The organism is Streptomyces sp. NBC_00239 (assembly GCF_036194065.1).
Lineage (GTDB): Bacteria > Actinomycetota > Actinomycetes > Streptomycetales > Streptomycetaceae > Streptomyces.
Genome location: NZ_CP108095.1, coordinates 4811347 through 4829033, shown reverse-complemented (window position 1 = coordinate 4829033; position 17687 = coordinate 4811347). Strand labels below are relative to the sequence as shown.

Below are 17687 nucleotides of genomic sequence, written 5' to 3'. Positions count from 1 at the left end.
CTAGAGGGAGCCGTGGAAGGTGCGGTTGAGGACGTCGAGCTGCTGGTCGCGGGTGAGCCGGACGAAGTTGACCGCGTAGCCGCTGACGCGGATGGTCAGCTGCGGGTGGTTCTCCGGGTGTTCCATGGCGTCCTTGAGGACGTCGCGGCTCAGGACGTTGACGTTCATGTGGAAGCCGTCGCCGGCCATGTAGCCGTCGAGGACGCCCGCCAGGTTGGCGATCCGCTCCTCGGGGGTGCGGCCCAGGCCGTCGGGGGTGACGGTGCTGGTCAGCGAGATGCCGTCCTCGGCGTCCTCGTAGGGCAGCTTGGCGACCGACAGGGCCGAAGTGACGTAGCCGTGGGTGTCGCGGCCGTTCATCGGGTTGGCGCCCGGGGAGAAGGGCTCGCCGGCCCGGCGGCCGTCGGGGGTGTTGCCGGTCTTCTTGCCGTAGACGACGTTGGAGGTGATCGTCAGCACCGACTGGGTGTGCTCGGCGCCCCGGTAGGTGGGGTGCTTGCGCACCTTCTTCATGAACTCCTCGACGATCCGGACGGCGATGGAGTCGACCCGGTCGTCGTTGTTCCCGAAGGCCGGGTAGTCGCCGTCCACGGTGTAGTCCGTGACCAGGCCGGTCTCGTCGCGGTGTGCGGTGACCTCGGCGTACTTGATGGCGGCGAGGGAATCGGCGGCGACGGACAGGCCGGCGATGCCGCAGGCCATGGTGCGGCGCACGTCGCGGTCGTGGAGCGCCATCTCGATGCGCTCGTACGCGTACTTGTCGTGCATGTAGTGGATGACGTTCAGGGCGTGCACGTAGGTGCCGGCGAGCCATTCCAGCTGCTCGTCGAACTTCGCCATGACCTCGTCGTAGTCGAGGACGTCGGCGGTGACGGCTCCGGTGGCGGGGCCGACCTGGACGCCGGACTTTTCGTCCCGGCCGCCGTTGACCGCGTAGAGGAGGGTCTTGGCGACGTTCACGCGGGCGCCGAAGTACTGCATCTGCTTTCCGACGGGCATCGCCGAGACGCAGCAGGCGATCGCCGTGTCGTCGCCGAAGCGCGGGCGCATCAGCTCGTCGGACTCGTACTGCACCGAGGAGGTGTCGATCGAGACCCGGGCGCAGAACTCCTTGAAGCCCCGGGGCAGCCGCGGTGACCAGAAGACCGTCATGTTCGGCTCGGGGGCCGGTCCCAGGTTGTACAGCGTCTGGAGGTAGCGGAAGGAGGTCCGGGTGACGAGCGGGCGGCCGTCCTCGCCCATGCCGGCGATGGACTCGGTGACCCAGGTCGGGTCGCCGGAGAAGAGTTCGTCGTAGTCGGGGGTGCGCAGGAAGCGGACGATGCGCAGCTTGATGATGAAGTCGTCGACGAGCTCCTGGGCCTGCTCCTCGGTGAGGAGGCCGGCGTCGATGTCGCGCTGGAGGTAGACGTCGATGAAGGTGGAGGTGCGGCCCAGCGACATGGCGGCGCCGTTCTGCTCCTTCACGGCGGCCAGGTACGCGAAGTACAGCCACTGGACGGCCTCGCGGCCGGTGCGCGCCGGGCCGGAGATGTCGTGGCCGTAGGAGGCGGCCATGGCCTTGAGTTCGCCCAGGGCGCGCATCTGCTCGGAGAGCTCCTCCCGCAGGCGGATGGTTTCTTCCAGCGTGCGGCCGTCGGCCGGGAGGGTGTCGAGCCCGGCCTTCTCCTCCTTCTTGACGGCGATGAGGCGGTCGACGCCGTAGAGGGCCACGCGGCGGTAGTCGCCGATGATGCGGCCGCGGCCGTACGCGTCGGGCAGGCCGGTGACGACGCCGGCCTTGCGGGCGGCGCGGATCTCGGGGGTGTACGCGTCGAAGACGCCGTCGTTGTGGGTCTTGCGGTATTCGGTGAAAACCTTCTCCAGCTCGGCGGAGACCGGGTAGCCGTAGGTCTCCAGGGCGCCGGCGACCATACGCCAGCCGCCGTACGGCATGATCGCGCGCTTGAGAGGGGCGTCCGTCTGGAGGCCGACGATCAGCTCCCTGTCGCGGTCGATGTAGCCGGGGGCGTGCGCGGTGATGGTCGACGGGATGTCGTGGGCGATGTCGTGGACGCCCTTCTCGCGCTCCTGCGGGAACTTGTCCGTGATGGCCTTCCACACGGCGGTGGTGCGCTCGGTGGGGCCGGTGAGGAACGAGTCGTCACCCTCGTACGGCGTGTAGTTCTGCTGGATGAAGTCGCGGACGTCGACTGCGTCGCGCCACAGCCCGCCCTTGAAGCCGTTCCAGGCCTCGCCGTTCACCGTTGCCTCCGCGCGTGTGGCCGTCATCGCCCGCACCTTCTTCGGTCGCCTGATTGCTTGTCTCCATTGCACGCCCTTTGATCGATCATTTGGGGCCGCGATGGTCCTGTGTTGTGGGCCGGAGGTCCTTGTCGACGGGCTGGTGGCGCCGGAAAGGCCCCTCTGACCTGCGGATTCCTTGGGGACTTAAGGCCACGTGCGCTTGTGAACAGATTCACAAGAATGTTCCGCGGGCCACCCGAAGTCGGGACTAGCTGGGTGCTTCGGCACCTTTGCGGGCGTAGAACCACCAGGTCACGACCACGCAGCTGGCATAGAAGCCGACGAAGCCCCACATCGCGCTCGTCACCGCGAAGTTGGCGAACATCGCCGGTATGAAGAAGAAGCCGTACGCCGCGATCGCCGCGGTGAAACCGGTGACGGCGCCCGACTCGATCTCGGCCTGCTTCAGGGCGGCCGCGTACTGCGGGGTGCCCTCGGGGAGGCCCCTCAGGTGCTGGGCGCGGAAGATCACGGGGATCTGCCGGAACGTCGAGCCGTTGCCGATGCCGGAGAAGAAGAACGCGGCCAGGAAGCAGAGGAAGAAGCCGGTGAAGTCACCCGCGGACGAGCCCTGCGGCAGGAAGGTGATGACGCCGATGATCGAGGCCGCCATGCCGACGAAGGACAGGATCGTCACCCGGGCGCCGCCCAGCTTGTCGGCGATCCAGCCGCCCGCCCAGCGAGCCAGCGCACCCAGCGCGGGACCCATCCAGGCATACGTGGCAACCGAATAGTCCGGGAACGTGGTCTTGATGAGCAGGGGGAGAGCCGCAGCGAAGCCGATGAAGGAGCCGAAGGTGCCGACATACAGCCAGGTCATCAGCCAGTTGTGCTTCCGCTTGAAGATGATCTTCTGTTGGCGGAAGGGGGTGGCGGCGACCTTCAGATCGTTCTGGCCGAACCAGGCCACCAGCGCCAGCACCACCAGGACCGGCACCCACACGAAGGCCGCGTTCTGGAGGTGGATCTCCGAGCCGTCGGCCCTCTTCTGGCCCGCGCCGACGGCCAGCACCGAGGTGGTGATCAGGATGGGGGTCAGCAGCTGGACCACGGACACGCCCAGATTGCCCAGGCCGCCGTTGATACCGGTCGCGTTGCCCTTCTCCTGCTTCGGATAGAAGAAGCCGATGTTAGCGAGCGAGGAGGAGAAGTTGGCTCCGCCGATGCCGCAGAGCGCGGCGATCGCGATCAGCGTCCCGTAGGAGGTCTGCGGGTCCTGGACGGCGAAGCCGAGCCAGATCAGCGGCACGATCAGCACGACCGTCGACATCGCCGTGAAGCGCCGCTGCCCGATCATCGGGCCGAGGAAGGTGTAGAAGATCCGGGCGGTACCGCCGGTGATGCCCGGTACGGCGGTGAGCCAGAACAGCTGCGACTGACTGAAGCCGAAGCCGACGTCCTTCAGATTGGTGGCCGTGATGCTCCACACCTGCCAGACCACGAAAGCCACGAGCAGCGCCGGCACCGCGATCCACAGGTTGCGCGTGGCGACCTTCTTGCCGGTGGTCCGCCAGAAGACCGGGTCCTGCGGCGTCCAGTCGGTGATGGTCCGCCCCGGCCGGTACTGCGCCGGATCGGGTGCCGGCGGACGGGTGTCGCGGGCGGGCGTGGCCGTGGGCGAGGCGGGCGAGGCGGAACTCATGGGAGGTTCCTTTGCAGAGAGCTGTCCTGACCTACTCAGTCTTCGCCGCGCCGCCGCCCCGCAGCAGAGGCGAAGGCACCGTCCCGCGCGGGACCAAGTCCCGTGCACGCCGGTGCGTTGGCACACCCGCGCCGGGGTCCTTGGGACCGCCGGCGAGGAGTCCGCCCGGGGCACCCGGCGCACGCGGGCCGCGCGTCCCGCCCGCCACCCCGCTGTCTGCGTGCTGTGCTGGGCGGATGGCGTACCAACCGATGACCGCCCGCAGCCGCCACGAGTCGCACCGCGCGGCGACCCCGCTGGAGCTCTTCTTCGACCTCTGCTTCGTCGTCGCCGTGGCCCAGGCCGGCCGGCAGCTGGTGCACGCGATCGCCGAGGGGCATCCCGGGTCGGGCATCACCGGCTACCTCTTCGTCTTCTTCGGCGTGTGGTGGGCCTGGATGAACTTCACCTGGTTCGCGTCCGCCTACGACGTGGACGACGTGCCGTACAGGATCGCGGCCCTGATCCAGATCGCCGGTGTCCTCGTCTACTCGGCCGGGATCCCCCGGGCCTTCAACGACAACGACTGGGGCGTGGCCGTCCTCGGCTACCTGATCATGCGGATCGCGCTGACCGCGCAGTGGCTGCGGGCCGCGCACGGCGAGAGCGGGCCCGCCCGGGGCTGCGCCCTGAAGTACGCGGCCGGACTGCTGATCTGCCAGGCGGGGTGGGTGGCCCTGCTGGCCGTCCCGGAGGACTCCCGGCGGTGGCTGTTCCCGGTGCTCGTGGTCGCCGAGCTGATGGTGCCGGTGGTGGCGGAGCGCGGGCACCAGACGCCCTGGCACGCACACCACATCGCCGAGCGGTACGGGCTGTTCACCATCATCGTGCTCGGCGAGTCCATCGCCGCGGCCACCGTCGCCGTCCAGTCCGCCCTCGATGAGCACGAGGCGCTGGACCAGCTCCTGCCGATCGCGGCCGGTGGGCTGCTCCTGGTCTTCGCCGCCTGGTGGATCTACTTCGCGGTGCCCGCGCACGAGCGGCTGAGCAGTAACCGCGAAGCCATCCCGTGGGGGTACGGGCATTTCGTGATCCTCGGCTCGGCCGCCGCCATCGGGGCGGGCATCGAGGTGGCGGTGGAGCACGCGATCGGCAAGGCGCACGTCTCCACCGTCACGGCGAACGCGTCCGTGACCGTGCCCGCGGCGCTGTACCTGCTGACGGTCTGGCTGCTGCACTCCCGCCACTTCAAGCGGGGCCGGGCCCAGCAGGCCGTCCTGCCGGTGTCCGCGGTGGCCGTGCTGGCCTGTACGTACACCGGTACGTACGCGGTGCTGTGGACGGGTCTGGTCGCCGCGCTCACCGTCGCCGCGGGCGTGACCCTCGTACAACGGTCCGCCACCCCCACCACCACCTGACGGCCCACCACCCACCCGACCGACCACCCCCCGAACGGTCTTCGCCCGCCCTGCCCACCGGCCCCACCCGAGCACCCGACCCGCCCGCCCGCCCGCCGAACGTCAACCCCAAACCGTCCGGCCCTCACTCGTTGGCGGGAATCTCGGCCCGCCGGGCCCGCCCCTGCGGGCCCGGCGGCGTTCTGGAGCTGAGGATGACGCCCGGCATCGCCCGGCAACAGGAAGAGGTGCGGCCATGACCATCCCGTCGCAGGGCCCGGCACAGGACCCGGATGTCGGCCCGGGAGTCGGCTCGGCAGCCGGCCCGCCAGTCGGCCCGGATCGAGAGAAGCGGAAGGCCGGGGCCGACCGCACCGGGGCCGACCGCTCCGGTGCCGACCCCACCGGTGCCGACCTCGCCGGCGCCGGACTCGCCGACCCCGCCTTCTGGCAGGCGCCGCCCGCCGTGCGCCTTGCCGCCTTCGCCCGGCTGCGCGCCCTCGACTCCCCCGTGTACGTGCCCGAGGGGCGGGGCCGCGGCCACTGGGCACTGGTCCGGCACGCCGACGTCCAGGAGGCCAGCCGGCTGCCCAAGGTGTTCGCGAGCGCCCCGGGCGTGACCACCCCGGAGCCCGCCCGCTGGGTCCGCGCCCTGTTCGGCGACTCGATGGTGAACCTGGACGGCCCCGACCACGCCCAGCTGCGCCGGATCGTGCAGCGCGCCTTCACCCCGCGGCTGCTCGCCGAGACCGAGCGGGACATCGACGCGGTGGCCGCCCGGATCGTCGACGACATGCTGGCCGCCCGGCCCGACGAGTTCGTCACCGCCGTCTCCTCGCGGCTGCCGCTGGAGGTCATCTGCAACATGATGGGGATCCCGGAGCGGTTCCGCGCGGAGATCGCCGACCGCGTCAACCACGCCTCCGAGAACATCGGGGTCGAGCGCGGCATCACCGCCCGGCTGCGGATGCCCGGCCGCGGACTGCGCGCGCTGGCCCGCATGCAGCGGATGGTGGCGGGCATCGGCCGCGACCGCCGCCGCCATCCCACCGGCGACCTGATCTCGGCCCTGGTCTGCGCGAACGTCGACGGGCAGGCCCTGGGCGCCCGCCAGTTGGGCGCGTTCTTCTCACTGCTGATGGTCGCGGGCGTCGAGACCACCCGCAACGCGATCACCCACGGGCTGGCCCTGCTCACCGACCACCCGGACCAACGCGACCTGCTGGTATCCGACTTCGAGGCGTACGCGGACGGCGCGGTCGACGAGATGGTCCGCCACTCGACGCCGATCATCCAGTTCCGCCGCACGGTGGTAGGCGAACACGCCCTGGGCGGGCGGACGTTCCTGCCGGGCGAGAAGGTCGTCCTGTACTACGCGTCCGCCAACCGCGACGAGGAGGTGTTCGGGCCCGACCCGGACGCGTTCGACATCACCCGCAGCCCCAACCCGCACCTGGGCTTCGGCGGCGGCGGTCCGCACTTCTGCCTGGGCGCCCACCTGGCCCGCCAGGAGATGAAGGCGCTCTTCCGGGAGCTGCTCACCCGCCCCCGGGACCTGCGCGCGGTCGGCCTGCCCGACCTGGCGGGCTCCAACTTCGACAACCGGGTCCGCTCGCTGAAGTTCACGTTCACCCAGTGACCGGCCGCCGCCGGGCAGGCTGGGAGCCCGGCGGCGGCCGGCGGTCTCGGACCGCGGTCAGACCCGCAGCTTGGTCACCGGCAGCACGACGTGCGCGCTGCTGGTCAGGTTGGCCTCGTTGCCGGCGAAGGCCTGGAGCATGTCGGCGGTCACCGGCTGTCCCGGCTTCGCCTCGGCCCAGGGGCGGGTGGCGAACAGGAAGTAGACCTGACCGCACTCGTTGGCCGCCGCGGTCCACTCCGGCGGGGCGGTGCACTTGGCGTTCACGCCGGGCATCGTCAGCGCCACCTGCTCGCCCTCGACGAGCACCGTGATCGGGAAGCCGGCGGCTCCGGTGCCGTCGAGCACCTCGTCGCCGATGGGCAGCTTGATCTCGTCGAGGAGCTCACGGACCGCGGCCTCGCCGGCCGCCGGCCCGCCTTCGCCGTCGCCGAGCGAATACGCGAGCAGATACGGGACGTCGTGGTCTTCTTCGGGGTCGCCGATCCACGCGAGAACGGAAAGGGTGCCCAGCCGGGCGCCGCGGGTGGCGGCGGTTTCGGTGTGAGTCGATGTCATGCGCCGCACCCTAGTGCCCTTTCCCCGGACCCTTTCCCGGCCGTTCACCTGGTCGGGTTACGCACGGCTAGATGTGCCAGTAACCCTCTCTGGAATTCGGCAGCATGTTCGCATCCCGGTACTGGAGCTGAACAATGCGCACGTTCTCCGGAATTTCGAAGACGACCCACCCCTCGACCCGCTCTCCGACCTCCAGGGATTCGAAGGCGATCGGCGCGCCGGTGCTCAGCCGGCCGGTCTGGAGGGAGGGGTGCCGGCGCCCTTCGCCGTCGATCGCCCACATCCGCCCGAGCGCCCCGTAGGAGGCGCCGCCCACGTTGACGAACGACATGTCGGCGCCCACCCAGCGGGTCCCCTTGGCCGGGGTGAACCCCTTGTCGACGCTGACCGCCGGGTCCACGAACGCGTCGAGCACGGCCTGCAGGTGGCGCCCGACCCCGCGTCCGTGGACGCGTACGGGCTCTCCGACCCGGGCCGCCTTGGCCGGTGGCGCGTCCGGCGCGGGCGGCTGCCGCTCGCCCTCGTCCACCGCCGCCCGGTCGTCCTGCGCGGGGACCGCCGGCGCGACGGCGGGGGCGCCGGCGGCGCCCTCCGGGGCGCTCTGGCAGCCGGTGGCGCCGAGCAGGAGCAGCGGCAGCAGGGTCAGCGAGACGGGCGCGGCGAGGCGCGGGAGCGGTCCCGGGAGAGGGCGAGCGTGGGGGCGCGGCACGGGTCGCGGGAGAAGGCGCGTGGGGGGTCGCATGGTGGGGTCCCTTCGGGGCGTGGTGCGGCCATCCTCACGCGGTCGCCCCGGCAAATGCCTCCAACGACACGGGTGACTGCGAGTGAGTTCGGGGCGCACGGTCAGCACAATGCGTTCCGACGGTTTTCACCGTCGCCCGCCCCCCACCGGAGGAAATCATGCGCTTTCCCGTATTGGCCGCCGCAGCACTGGCCTCGGCCGCCGCATTCAGCCCCGTAGCAGCCGCCGACTCCTTCACCGGAGATATTTCCGTACAGAAGGAAGCCCACATCTCGCCGGACGGAACCCTCACTCTTTCCGGCACCTACCGGTGCACCGAGCCGTCACCCTCTCGGACGGTTTTCGTCTCCAGCAGCCTGGTCCAGGACGGGAAGCGGCTCGGCTTCGGCGGCACCGAGGCCCGCTGCGACGGGCAGGTGCACGAGTGGCGGAGCAGCGGGCCGGTGGACGGTCTGATGCGCCTCGGCTTCCACGACGGCCCGGCGGCCGTCGACGCGCGCCTGATGACCTTGGAGTCCGAGGGCGGCCTCCCCTCGCCGCGCCCGCTCGCCGGCCGCGAGGAGCCGGTCCTGCTCGTGGACGACCGCACCTGAGGCCGATACCCGCGAGCCACCCCGCCGCGGCCCACCAGGCACCCGGGGGCCACGCCACCAGGGGCCCGATGACACCCGCGGGCCACGCCACCACGAGCCCGACGACACCCGCCGGCCACCCCGTCGCGGCCGGCGGCGGATGCCTACCGGCACTCCGGGGCGACGCTGAGCACCGACAGGTAGGCCACCGAGTGGCAGCCGGGCCCGTCCAGGGCCCGGCCTGCCACGTACGCGGCCAGCGTCGGCACCCCCGCAGCCAGCAACACCAGCACCAGCAGCCCCCTGCGCCCCTTGGTGGAGGCCGCACCGGCCGCCTTGGCGAGCCACCGCATGACCGCTCCCTCGCTTCCTTCACCTACCGCCGCGAGCATCACCCGCACCGTGCACACGCCTTCGAGCCCGATGATCGCCCCACCCCCGCGCCGCCACAACTCGACGTGCCCGCAAGGTCACACCACGTGCAGCCGCGCGCGTCAGCCCTCCGGCACCGGGGCATCGAACTCGCACCACACCGCCTTGCCGTCGCCGCGCGACTCCACGCCCCAGTGCGAGGCCAGCGCGTCCACCAGCAGCAGCCCGCGCCCGGTGGTGGCCGCCTCGCCCGGCGTCCGACGGCGCGGCCACACGCTGGAGCGGTCCTTGACCCACAGCCGGATCCGGCGCACCGGCTCCGGCAGCACCTCCATCGTGAGCACCGCTCCGCCGTCCGTGTGCAGCAGCGCGTTCACCAGGAGCTCCCCGGCCGCCAGCTCCACGTCGTCGGCGAGCTGCGGCACGCCCCAGTCGCGCAGCGCCTGCCGCAGCGCGTACCGGGCCTCGGACAGCCCCTCGGGGTCGGCCTGGTGGACGTACTGGTGGATGCGCGGCGCCCGGTGGGTGCCCGGGTCGGGGGCCCTGCGCAGCACCAGCAGCGCCACGTCGTCCCCGGAACCCCAGCGCTCCCACAGCCGGTCCGAGAGGTGGTCGGCCAGCGCTCCCGCCCCCTGCGGGCCGCTGCGCACCGCGTGCGCGAGCGCGTCCATGCCGACCGTGATGGCCGTGCCGGGTTCCTCGACGAGCCCGTCCGTGCACAGCACCAGCGTCTCGCCGGGCACCAGGTCCAGCCGGGTCTCGGGGAACTCCTCCTGCTCGAACACCGAGGCCAGCCCGAGCGGCAGCCCGCCGCGCAGGTTGGGCCAGCCGGTGCGCCCGTCGTTGTGCCGGATCAGCGGTCCCAGGTGTCCGGCGCGGACCGCCCGCACCCCGCCCGTCTCCAGGTCCACCTGGGCGTACGTGCAGGTCGCGAAGCGCTCGGTGTCGAGCTCGGCCAGGAAGCGGGAGGCCCGGGCCAGCACCGTCGACGGCGGGTGCCCCTCCCCCGCGTACGCCCGCAGCGCGATCCGCAGCTGGCCCATGATCGCGGCGGCGTGCGTGTCGTGGCCCTGGACGTCGCCGACCACGATGCCCACCCGGTCCCGGGGCAGCGAGATCACGTCGTACCAGTCCCCGCCGACCTCCCGCCCGCTCCACGCCGAGTGGTAGCGCACCGCGATCTCACCGCCGGTGATCTCCGGGATCCGGCGCGGCAGCATCGCGGCCTGCAGGCCGGTGGCGAACTCGCGCTCCTGGTCGAAGAGCAGGGCCCGCTGGAGCGACTGGGCGACGATGCCGGCCAGGCCCAGGCACAGGTTGCGCTCCTCCGGGCTGAACTCGGTGCGCCGCCGGTAGAAGAGCACCAGCCCGCCGATCGCCTTGGCCTGCGCGATCAGCGGCAGGTAGGCGGCCGCGTCGAACCGGATCCGCTCGAGGTACGGGCCGATCAGCGGGAACTCCTGGCCGAGCGCGGACAGCGAGGTGACGAAACGTGCCTGCCGTGTCAGCACCACCTGGGACAGCGGCAGCTGTCCGTCCAGCCGGGTGAACCGCCGCTCGCTGAGGATCTCCAGTGACTCCCCGCTCAGCGCGATGATCTTCATGGTGCCGTTCTCGACCAGCCCCAGCGCGAGCCCGTCCGCACCCAGCCGCTCCAGTGCCCCCGCCCCGGTCAGCGCCGCCGTCACGTCGTCCACCGTGACCGCGCGCGACAGCGCCTCCGTGGTCCGCTGCACGATCGTGGTCTGCTTGGCCCGTGCCGACTCCAGCTTCCGCAGCAGCGTCGAGTGCGCCAGCTCCGCGGTCGCGTCCCGGACGATGCCCACGATCCGCTCCGCCGTGCCGTCCGCGGCGCGCAGGATCCGGCCCTGGGTGTGCGTCCACTGCTCCTCGCCGTCGCGCCGCTGCACCGTGAAGTACGAGCCGTACGCCGACTCGCCCGCCGCCAGCGCGGCGGCCACGGCGGCGGCCAGCCGCGCGGCGTCGTCCTCCGGCACCCGCAGCCCGAGACCCTCCGGAGTGCCGTCGAACTCGCCCTCCGCCAGGTCGAAGACCGTCATCCCGCCCGGGTCCAGCTCCAGCGCATCGCGCTCCAGATCCCAGACGAAACTGCCCATCCGGTTCAGGGCGAGCCGGTCCCCCGGGCCGATCCCGGGCTGTGACTCGGTCATGGGACACCTCCGATCCGACGGCCAGGTCGTGCCTCAGGGGCCGGGCCAGCACGGCTGGGAGATCAGCCGCTCCCACTCCTCGTCAGGATGCCCGGGAAGGGTCCGGCCGGCCTCCCGCCAGTGCTTGACGAGGGACAGGTAGATCGCCGGGTGGTCCGGCCGGCCGGGCCGGCCGTACGGCGGCGCCGCGGCGGGCTGCTCCGCACGGCTCGCCGGAATGCGTACCCAGCCCCGGCCCTGCGAGCGCTCCGGGTTCATGACGGACCCCTCTCACCGCGTGAACGACTTCGGGTACCCGGTGCCCAGGTCCGCGGGACCCGCGCCGGCACCGGCGGAGCCCGGCGGCCGGCCCCCCGCGCCCAGGCGGCGGCGGACTCCTCTCACCAGTCTCCCCGCCGAGAAGCCCGCACCGTGTACGAATCGCATGGAAGGGCCGAATGAGGGAGCGGTGAGCAGCCCGGCGAAGAACAGACCCGGGTACGAGCACTCGAATCCGGCGGTCAGCTCCGGCGACCGGCCGCCGGCCACCCGGCGCAGCCCGTCCCGCAGCCCGGCGTCCAGCAGCCGCAGCCGCCCCAGGTCGGGGACGAAGCCGGTGGCCGCGATGACGTGTCCGGTGTCCGACCGGACGCTCTCGCCCCCGGCGGCGGTCAGCCCCAGCCGGATGCGGTCGCCGTCGGGGACCGCCGTGTGCAGCCGGTGTCCGAGCAGCACCGGCACCCGGCCCTCGAACCGCTCCCGCAGCCACCAGGCGCCCGCCGGGCCCAGCGCGGTCGCCGCGATCCGCTCCCGGGTGGCCGCGGGCAGCCGCCGTACCGCCCAGGGCAGCTCGGACCACACCCAGCTGCGCCAGCCGGTGCCCAGCCCCGAGTGCGGGTCGCGCAGCGCGCGCGGCAGCGGCCGCTCCAGCGGCTGCGGCACCGTGTTCCAGCGCAGCCGGCCGGCCCGGGCCACCAGGCGGGGCCGGGCGCCAAGCTCCGCGAGCAGCGCCGCGGTCTCCAGGGCGGCCTGCCCGGCGCCCACCACGGTGACGTCCTGGTCCCGGAACCGGCCGAGGTCGCGGTGGCCGCTGCTGTGCGAGACGTACCCCTCGGGCAGCCCGCGCAGCACCCGCGGCAGGTGCACGAAGGGCATCACCCCGACGGCCAGCGCCACCGTCCGGGACAGCAGGACGTCCCCCTCTGCGGTGGTGATCCGGAACCCGCTCCCCTGCGGGGTGACCGCGGTGACGGTCCGTTCCTCCACCGGGGGCCCGGCGTGTTGCGCGAACCACTGCCCGTAGGCGCTGAAGGTGCCGATCGGCAGCGGATGCCCGTGTTCGGCGGGCACCCCGAGGCCGGTGCAGTACGCGGCGAGGGTGTGCCGCCCGCCCGGATCGGAGAGGTTCGAGGACCAGGGTTCCGATTTGAGGAACATCCCCGCGGGCATGTGGTCGCGCCAGGACGCCATGGGGCGGCCCAGCACCCGCACGGCCAGTCCGGCCGCGGCCGCGTGCGCGCCGATCGACAGCCCGTACGGGCCGGCGCCGATCACCACGAGGTCGTCCATGCCCTTCATGCGCGTCCCTTTCGCGTGGGGGTGGCCCGGGTCACCGGGCGGCCGGGGCCCGCTCGGAGCGCTCCTGGCCGAGGTCGGAGGGGGCCGCCGGAGCCGCCAGGTCCCCGTCCCCGCCCCGCTGCCGGGGCGTCTTGACGACCGCCCGGGCGGTACGGCGGCTCTGCGCGGGGAAACCCCGCAGCGCGCCCCACACCCGGCCCGTCCCCTTGTGGAGGCCGCGGCCGAGGAAGGCCCGGGACATGCTCAGGAACGGCAGCGGGTCGTCCGCCGCGAACCACGCCGGCTCCACCCGGCCGCGGCCGCGCCGGGCCACCGCCCGCGGCGCGCTCAGCGCCGCCAGCAGCGCGTAGTTCTCCGCGACGAAGACCCGTCCGGGCCCCCCGTCGGGCGCCGGCACCTGCTGCCCCGTCAGGTCCATGTACAGGGCCCGTACGAGGTCCAGCCCGGCCGCGTCGGTGAACAGCCGGAACTGCGCGCCGGGCCGCGGGTTGAAGTCGAGCAGCCGCAGCCGGCCCTCCGGGTCCCGGCGGAAGTCCAGGTCGAGGATGCCCCGGTAGTCGAGGCGCTCGGCGAGCCGCAGCCCGGCCCGCTCCACCGCGGGGTCGGGCAGCCAGCGGCCCACCGCGGTCAGCCCGGTGCGCACCGGCCAGGCCAGTTCCTTGCGGCCGGAGCCGGCCAGCAGCGGGCGCCCGCCGCCGGTGAAGCAGCCGTGGAAGAACCAGTCGGTGTCGGGGCCGCCGGGCAGGAACCGCTGGAGCAGCAGCCGGCTGCCGGCCTCCTGGCTGCGCTCGTACAGTCCGCGGGCCCCGGCGGCGGTGTCGATCAGGGTGGTGCTGCGCAGGCCGGTGCCTGCGGGCAGCAGCCAGGGGCGGCTCCACTTCGCGACCACCGGCAGGCCCAGCCGCCAGGCGGCGTCGGCGGCCTCCCGGCCGCTGGAGGGCACCACCGTCTCGGGGTGGCCGATGTCCCAGCGCGCGCAGAGCGCGGCCAGCTCGGCCTTGTCGGCCACGAGCAGCGGCAGTTCGGGGGCCTGACCGGGGCACAGGTACCGGCCCGTCAGACGGTGGGCGATGCGGGCGACGGTGATGGCGCTCAGGTCGTCCATGGCGATCAGGACGGCGGGCCGCCCGATCCGCTCGGAGATCCCGGTCAGGCAGTGCAGGAGCGCGTCGGGCGCCGGGTCGCCCGCCGGCCCGCGGTGGATCGCGCGCAGGTACCTCGACCGGGCCAGCGGCCCGCCCTCGTCCTCGACCACGGCATGGACCTCCACCCCGCTGCGGCCCAGGGATCTGACGGCGCCGAGGGTTCCGTGGTGAAAGGGGTTCCGGTCGAGTCTGAGCAGGAGTACGGGCACATCCGTGGCGAACACGTGCATGAAAACGGTGTCTTTCACCTAGTCGGACGAAGCGGAGGGTGTGCGCAGTCGCGAATGGCCTACCTCAGGGCCACCAGACAGGCCATTATTCGGATCTGATGCCTAACGTCTTTGCTAAGCGCACCGATTCGGGAAGCTCAGGAGACGCCATGTCCAATCCACGCCGCAGACTGGCGAGCACCTGCATCGGCACGGTGACGGCCGGCCTGCTCGCCACGGGAGTCGCACTCGCGGCCCCCGACGACGACGCCACCGGGTCTTCGGACACCGCGCTGGGGGCCTATCTCCACTACGGCGCGCCGGGCGTCTCCCGGATGAAGGAGCTGTCGAGCTGGCTGGGCGGCCGCGAACTGCGCGTCGGGCACACGTACCTGCCCGGCGACAGGTGGTCGAACATCGAGGGCAGGTCGGACTTCCTGACGGACTGGGCGCGCTGGCGCAGGGCCAAGAGCGACCGGCTGTTCGTCCTGAACGTGCCGATGCAGGAGCGCAACGAGGCCGGGGTGCCCGACTACCGGGTGGCGCAGCTGATCAGGGCGGGTGCGGACGGCGAGTACGACCGCCACTTCAAGCGCCTCGCCGAACGGCTGGTCGAGCTCGGGGTCCCGGACACGGTGGTCGTGCTGGGCTGGGAGATGAACGGCGTCACCTACACCCACCGGTGCGGCCCCGACCCGGAGAACTGGAAGGCGTACTGGAAGCGCATCGTCACCACGATGCGCTCGGTGCCCGGCCAGAAGTTCCGGTTCGACTTCGCCCCGAACCGCGGCACGGACGCCATCGGCTGGACCAAGTGCTACCCCGGCGACGACGTGGTCGACATCATCGGGATGGACTCGTACGACCAGGCGCCGGGGCGCACCTTCGACGAGCAGGTGAGCCAGCCGTACGGGCTCCAGCAGCACGTCGACTTCGCGAAGGCGCACGGCAAAAGGATCTCGTTCCCGGAGTGGGGGTTGTTCCGGCACGGCGACAATCCGGAATACATGCGGCGGATGCTCGCGTGGATCGACCGGCACCAGCCGCTCTACCACACCATCACCGACTACTGCCCGCACGGCGTCTGGCAGTGCGACCAGAACCCGCAGTCCTCGAAGGTGTTCCGGGACACGCTCTTCCAGCGGCCCCGGCCGGAGCCCACCCCGCCGGTGCCCACCCCGCCGGTCGTCCCGCCGGTGCCCACGCCGCCGGTCGTCGTCCCGCCGGTGCCCACGCCGCCGGTCGTGGTCCCGCCCGTGCCCACCCCGCCGGTCGTCAGGCCGCCGCTGCCCCCGACGCCCCCGGTCACGCCGACGCCTCCGGTCACCCCGAAGCCCCCGGAGCCGCCGGAGCCCACCACCCCGCCCGTCAACGACAAGGAGTGGTGCCTGCCGCTCGACTTCGGCGACTGGCTGTCCCAGCTCATCGGCGAGCAGGAGGAGGTCTGCGTCTCCTTCGACTGGGACGCAGACGACGATTACTGGCCGTTCTAGCCCGGCCGGCCCGGCCCACCGCAGCATCAGAGCCTCGCACCGTCCGCACGCCACTCGTTGATCCGGTTGCGCCAGTCGCGCGCCGCGGGCATCGCCTCCCGCAGCACGCTGACCGCCCGCTCCCGGCCGGCGACCTGCGATTCGTGCAGCCGCAGCAGCGGCGCGTGCGAGGTCCGGGCCAGCAGGAACCGCCGGTTCACCACGGTCTCCGGCCGCCAGTGGTTCTTGTACGGCTCGTTGCCGCGCAGCAGGCTCAGCACGCCCCGGCCCTCGGCCTGGGCGTGCTGGGCCTCGTGGCGCAGCAGCATCGTGGCCACGTCCACCTTCTTGGCCCGCAGTTCGGGGTCGGCCCCGTACAGGTAGCCGCCGCTGAGGCCGGGCGACATCAGCGTCACGGTCGCCGCGACCACCTGCCCGGCCAGCCGGAACTCGGTCAGCCGGGCGTCCCCGGAGCGCACCATCCGCCGGGTGGCCCGGGTCAGGTGCTCCGCGAACCGCGGTTTCAGGTGCTCGGGCGTCACCCCGCGGCCCCGCCACTGCTTCTCGTGCAGCCGCAGTATCGTCCGCACGGTGTCCGGCACCTCGTGTTCCGAGACCTGGTGCTCCTCGATGCCGAGCGCGTCGATCTTGCGCACCTTGGCCCGGGTGCGCTGGGCGCCCGCCGACGGCATCCGTTTGACGAGCTCGTCGAACGGCACGACGGGGAACTCCGCGCAGGAGGAGTCGGCCAGCGTGTCCACGGTCCCCGGCCAGGCCTCGGCCAGGGCTTCCACCGCGGCCCCCGGCCGCACCTCCCGCAGGTCCACCACCGCGCCGCGCGCGACGCGGTGCAGTCCCTGGGCGAGCGCCGGGACCACGGCGGCGGCGTGCGCCTGGTCGACGAGGACGTCGAAGTAGTCCGTGATCCCGCCACCCAGCGGCACCAGCAGCGGCAGCGGCCGGTGCACCAGCGTCAGGGCGGCGGCCCCGACCAGCACCCCGGCCCGCCGCACCAGCACGATCCGCAGCCGCCCTTCCTTGCCGTACGAGAGCCACCACGAGTGCAGCCAGGCGTGGCTCTGGAAAGGCGTGGCCGTGGGGCAGCGCCGCAGCAGCGCGTTCCACGACTCCTCCAGCGCGGCGAACTGCCGCGGGTCACGGCACAGGGTCACCGCCAGCTCCCGGGACCCGCTGGGGGTCCCCGTGGAGCACGTGGTCATCGCACCGACTCCTTGACCGCTGCGACGGCGGCGGCTTCGGCGGCGTCGCCCTGGGCCGGGGAGGGCAGCGAGGTGTAGGCGGCCGGCTCGGGCACGGCCCCGTCGGTCTGCTCCGGGCGGCGGCGCGGACGGGCCAGCAGCGCGAGGCCGCCGATCAGGCCGCCCGCGCACAGCCCGACGGCGCCGCTGATCGGCGCGGACGGCGAGGCGGGGGCGGCGGGGGCGACGGCCTGGTTGAAGAGGAGCAGCTGCACGCCGGTGTTCTTGGACTGCTGGTTGCTGCTCAGGGTCAGGGCGTCGGCGACGGCGTTGGCGATGTCGGCGGCCGTGGACGCCTTCCGGGCGGTGCCGGTGATCGCGATCATCGGGGATTCCGGCGAGGTCTCGGCGCGGACCTGGGTGCGCAGCTGCTGTGCGGTGATCCCGGCCCGCGGCTGGGCGTAGGCCAGGGTGGCCTGGCTGGTGGCGATGCGCGCGTAGGCCTGGGAGAAGCCGAGGGCGGTGGCCGGTTCGGTGGTGTCGTCGGGCACCGCGATGACGTAGCTGGTGGCCGCGTACTCGGGTGCCTTCAGGACGCCGTACGCGACTCCGGCGCCGAGCCCGAGGGCGGCGCAGGTCGGCAGCACCAGCCAGGCGGGCGGCGGGAGGAGACGGGGACGGCCTCTGCGGCCCCGGCGGGCGGCGGCGGGGGACTCGTTCTTGGGGGTGGCGGACTCGGCCATGTGC

15 protein-coding genes are annotated in these 17687 nt (G+C 72.7%); 4 read left to right on the top strand and 11 right to left on the bottom strand.

The features are described from left to right. On the bottom strand, positions 1-2271 hold the full coding sequence (gene pflB, locus OG764_RS21340; protein ID WP_328970020.1) for a formate C-acetyltransferase: 2271 nt from the start codon (positions 2269-2271) through the stop codon (positions 1-3). A 223-nt stretch (positions 2272-2494) separates the two neighbouring features. Beyond that, positions 2495-3928, bottom strand: a complete 1434-nt coding sequence (locus OG764_RS21335) for a NarK family nitrate/nitrite MFS transporter (protein WP_328970019.1) — start codon at positions 3926-3928, stop codon at positions 2495-2497. Positions 3929-4164: 236 nt separating this feature from the next. Here OG764_RS21335 and OG764_RS21330 point away from each other — a divergent pair, with 236 nt between their 5' ends. Both OG764_RS21330 and OG764_RS21325 read left to right on the top strand, forming a co-directional pair. Continuing rightward, positions 4165-5325, top strand: coding sequence for a low temperature requirement protein A (locus tag OG764_RS21330; protein ID WP_328970018.1), 1161 nt, complete (start codon positions 4165-4167; stop codon positions 5323-5325). Positions 5326-5560: 235 nt separating this feature from the next. Further along, the gene (locus OG764_RS21325; protein WP_328970017.1) at positions 5561-6943 is read left to right on the top strand and encodes a cytochrome P450; all 1383 of its coding nucleotides are present in this window, start codon (positions 5561-5563) and stop codon (positions 6941-6943) included. Between the two features lie 57 nt (positions 6944-7000). Here OG764_RS21325 and OG764_RS21320 read toward each other — a convergent pair whose 3' ends face one another. Further along, the gene (locus OG764_RS21320) at positions 7001-7501 is read right to left on the bottom strand and encodes a DUF5949 family protein (RefSeq protein ID WP_328970016.1); all 501 of its coding nucleotides are present in this window, start codon (positions 7499-7501) and stop codon (positions 7001-7003) included. Between the two features lie 67 nt (positions 7502-7568). Continuing rightward, positions 7569-8243, bottom strand: a complete 675-nt coding sequence (locus OG764_RS21315) for a hypothetical protein (RefSeq protein ID WP_328970015.1) — start codon at positions 8241-8243, stop codon at positions 7569-7571. A 158-nt stretch (positions 8244-8401) separates the two neighbouring features. Between OG764_RS21315 and OG764_RS21310 the strand changes: the two genes are divergently transcribed. Further along, complete coding sequence (locus tag OG764_RS21310; protein ID WP_328970014.1) at positions 8402-8836, top strand: DUF6299 family protein; 435 nt, start codon at positions 8402-8404, stop codon at positions 8834-8836. Positions 8837-8979: 143 nt separating this feature from the next. Here the strand turns inward: OG764_RS21310 and OG764_RS21305 are convergent, their stop codons facing one another. The 5 genes from OG764_RS21305 to OG764_RS21285 form a co-directional block, all read right to left on the bottom strand. Beyond that, entirely contained in the window at positions 8980-9168 is a 189-nt protein-coding gene (locus OG764_RS21305) for a hypothetical protein (RefSeq protein WP_328970013.1), read from the bottom strand. A gap of 141 nt (positions 9169-9309) precedes the next feature. Continuing rightward, positions 9310-11358 (bottom strand): SpoIIE family protein phosphatase, encoded by a 2049-nt coding sequence (locus tag OG764_RS21300; protein WP_328970012.1) that lies wholly within the window; start codon positions 11356-11358, stop codon positions 9310-9312. Between the two features lie 33 nt (positions 11359-11391). Further along, positions 11392-11616, bottom strand: a complete 225-nt coding sequence (locus tag OG764_RS21295; RefSeq protein ID WP_328970011.1) for a hypothetical protein — start codon at positions 11614-11616, stop codon at positions 11392-11394. A 12-nt stretch (positions 11617-11628) separates the two neighbouring features. Beyond that, positions 11629-12906, bottom strand: a complete 1278-nt coding sequence (locus OG764_RS21290) for an NAD(P)-binding domain-containing protein (protein ID WP_328973101.1) — start codon at positions 12904-12906, stop codon at positions 11629-11631. A 40-nt stretch (positions 12907-12946) separates the two neighbouring features. Beyond that, on the bottom strand, positions 12947-14290 hold the full coding sequence (locus OG764_RS21285; protein WP_328970010.1) for a carboxylate--amine ligase: 1344 nt from the start codon (positions 14288-14290) through the stop codon (positions 12947-12949). 149 nt (positions 14291-14439) lie between these two features. On the opposite strand from OG764_RS21285, the gene OG764_RS21280 reads away from it, so the two are divergent. Further along, the gene (locus tag OG764_RS21280; protein ID WP_328970009.1) at positions 14440-15762 is read left to right on the top strand and encodes a glycoside hydrolase family 26 protein; all 1323 of its coding nucleotides are present in this window, start codon (positions 14440-14442) and stop codon (positions 15760-15762) included. A gap of 26 nt (positions 15763-15788) precedes the next feature. Here OG764_RS21280 and OG764_RS21275 read toward each other — a convergent pair whose 3' ends face one another. Both OG764_RS21275 and OG764_RS21270 read right to left on the bottom strand, forming a co-directional pair. Beyond that, positions 15789-16961 (bottom strand): GNAT family N-acetyltransferase, encoded by a 1173-nt coding sequence (locus OG764_RS21275; protein WP_328970008.1) that lies wholly within the window; start codon positions 16959-16961, stop codon positions 15789-15791. Continuing rightward, on the bottom strand, positions 16958-17683 hold the full coding sequence (locus OG764_RS21270) for a lipopolysaccharide biosynthesis protein (RefSeq protein WP_328970007.1): 726 nt from the start codon (positions 17681-17683) through the stop codon (positions 16958-16960). The genes OG764_RS21275 and OG764_RS21270 overlap by 4 nt, the downstream gene beginning before the upstream one ends. Positions 17684-17687 lie beyond the last annotated feature (4 nt).

Bases quoted from the DNA above. Each gene is read 5' to 3' on its own strand.
- OG764_RS21295 (WP_328970011.1), bottom strand. From the start codon at position 11,616: ATGAACCCGGAGCGCTCGCAGGGCCGGGGCTGGGTACGCATTCCGGCG.
- OG764_RS21300 (WP_328970012.1), bottom strand. From the start codon at position 11,358: ATGACCGAGTCACAGCCCGGGATCGGCCCGGGGGACCGGCTCGCCCTG.
- OG764_RS21290 (WP_328973101.1), bottom strand. From the start codon at position 12,906: ATGGACGACCTCGTGGTGATCGGCGCCGGCCCGTACGGGCTGTCGATC.
- OG764_RS21335 (WP_328970019.1), bottom strand. From the start codon at position 3,928: ATGAGTTCCGCCTCGCCCGCCTCGCCCACGGCCACGCCCGCCCGCGAC.
- pflB (WP_328970020.1), bottom strand. From the start codon at position 2,271: ATGACGGCCACACGCGCGGAGGCAACGGTGAACGGCGAGGCCTGGAAC.
- OG764_RS21310 (WP_328970014.1), top strand. From the start codon at position 8,402: ATGCGCTTTCCCGTATTGGCCGCCGCAGCACTGGCCTCGGCCGCCGCA.
- OG764_RS21280 (WP_328970009.1), top strand. From the start codon at position 14,440: ATGTCCAATCCACGCCGCAGACTGGCGAGCACCTGCATCGGCACGGTG.
- OG764_RS21270 (WP_328970007.1), bottom strand. From the start codon at position 17,683: ATGGCCGAGTCCGCCACCCCCAAGAACGAGTCCCCCGCCGCCGCCCGC.
- OG764_RS21320 (WP_328970016.1), bottom strand. From the start codon at position 7,501: ATGACATCGACTCACACCGAAACCGCCGCCACCCGCGGCGCCCGGCTG.
- OG764_RS21325 (WP_328970017.1), top strand. From the start codon at position 5,561: ATGACCATCCCGTCGCAGGGCCCGGCACAGGACCCGGATGTCGGCCCG.
- OG764_RS21315 (WP_328970015.1), bottom strand. From the start codon at position 8,243: ATGCGACCCCCCACGCGCCTTCTCCCGCGACCCGTGCCGCGCCCCCAC.
- OG764_RS21275 (WP_328970008.1), bottom strand. From the start codon at position 16,961: ATGACCACGTGCTCCACGGGGACCCCCAGCGGGTCCCGGGAGCTGGCG.
- OG764_RS21305 (WP_328970013.1), bottom strand. From the start codon at position 9,168: ATGCGGTGGCTCGCCAAGGCGGCCGGTGCGGCCTCCACCAAGGGGCGC.
- OG764_RS21330 (WP_328970018.1), top strand. From the start codon at position 4,165: ATGGCGTACCAACCGATGACCGCCCGCAGCCGCCACGAGTCGCACCGC.
- OG764_RS21285 (WP_328970010.1), bottom strand. From the start codon at position 14,290: ATGCACGTGTTCGCCACGGATGTGCCCGTACTCCTGCTCAGACTCGAC.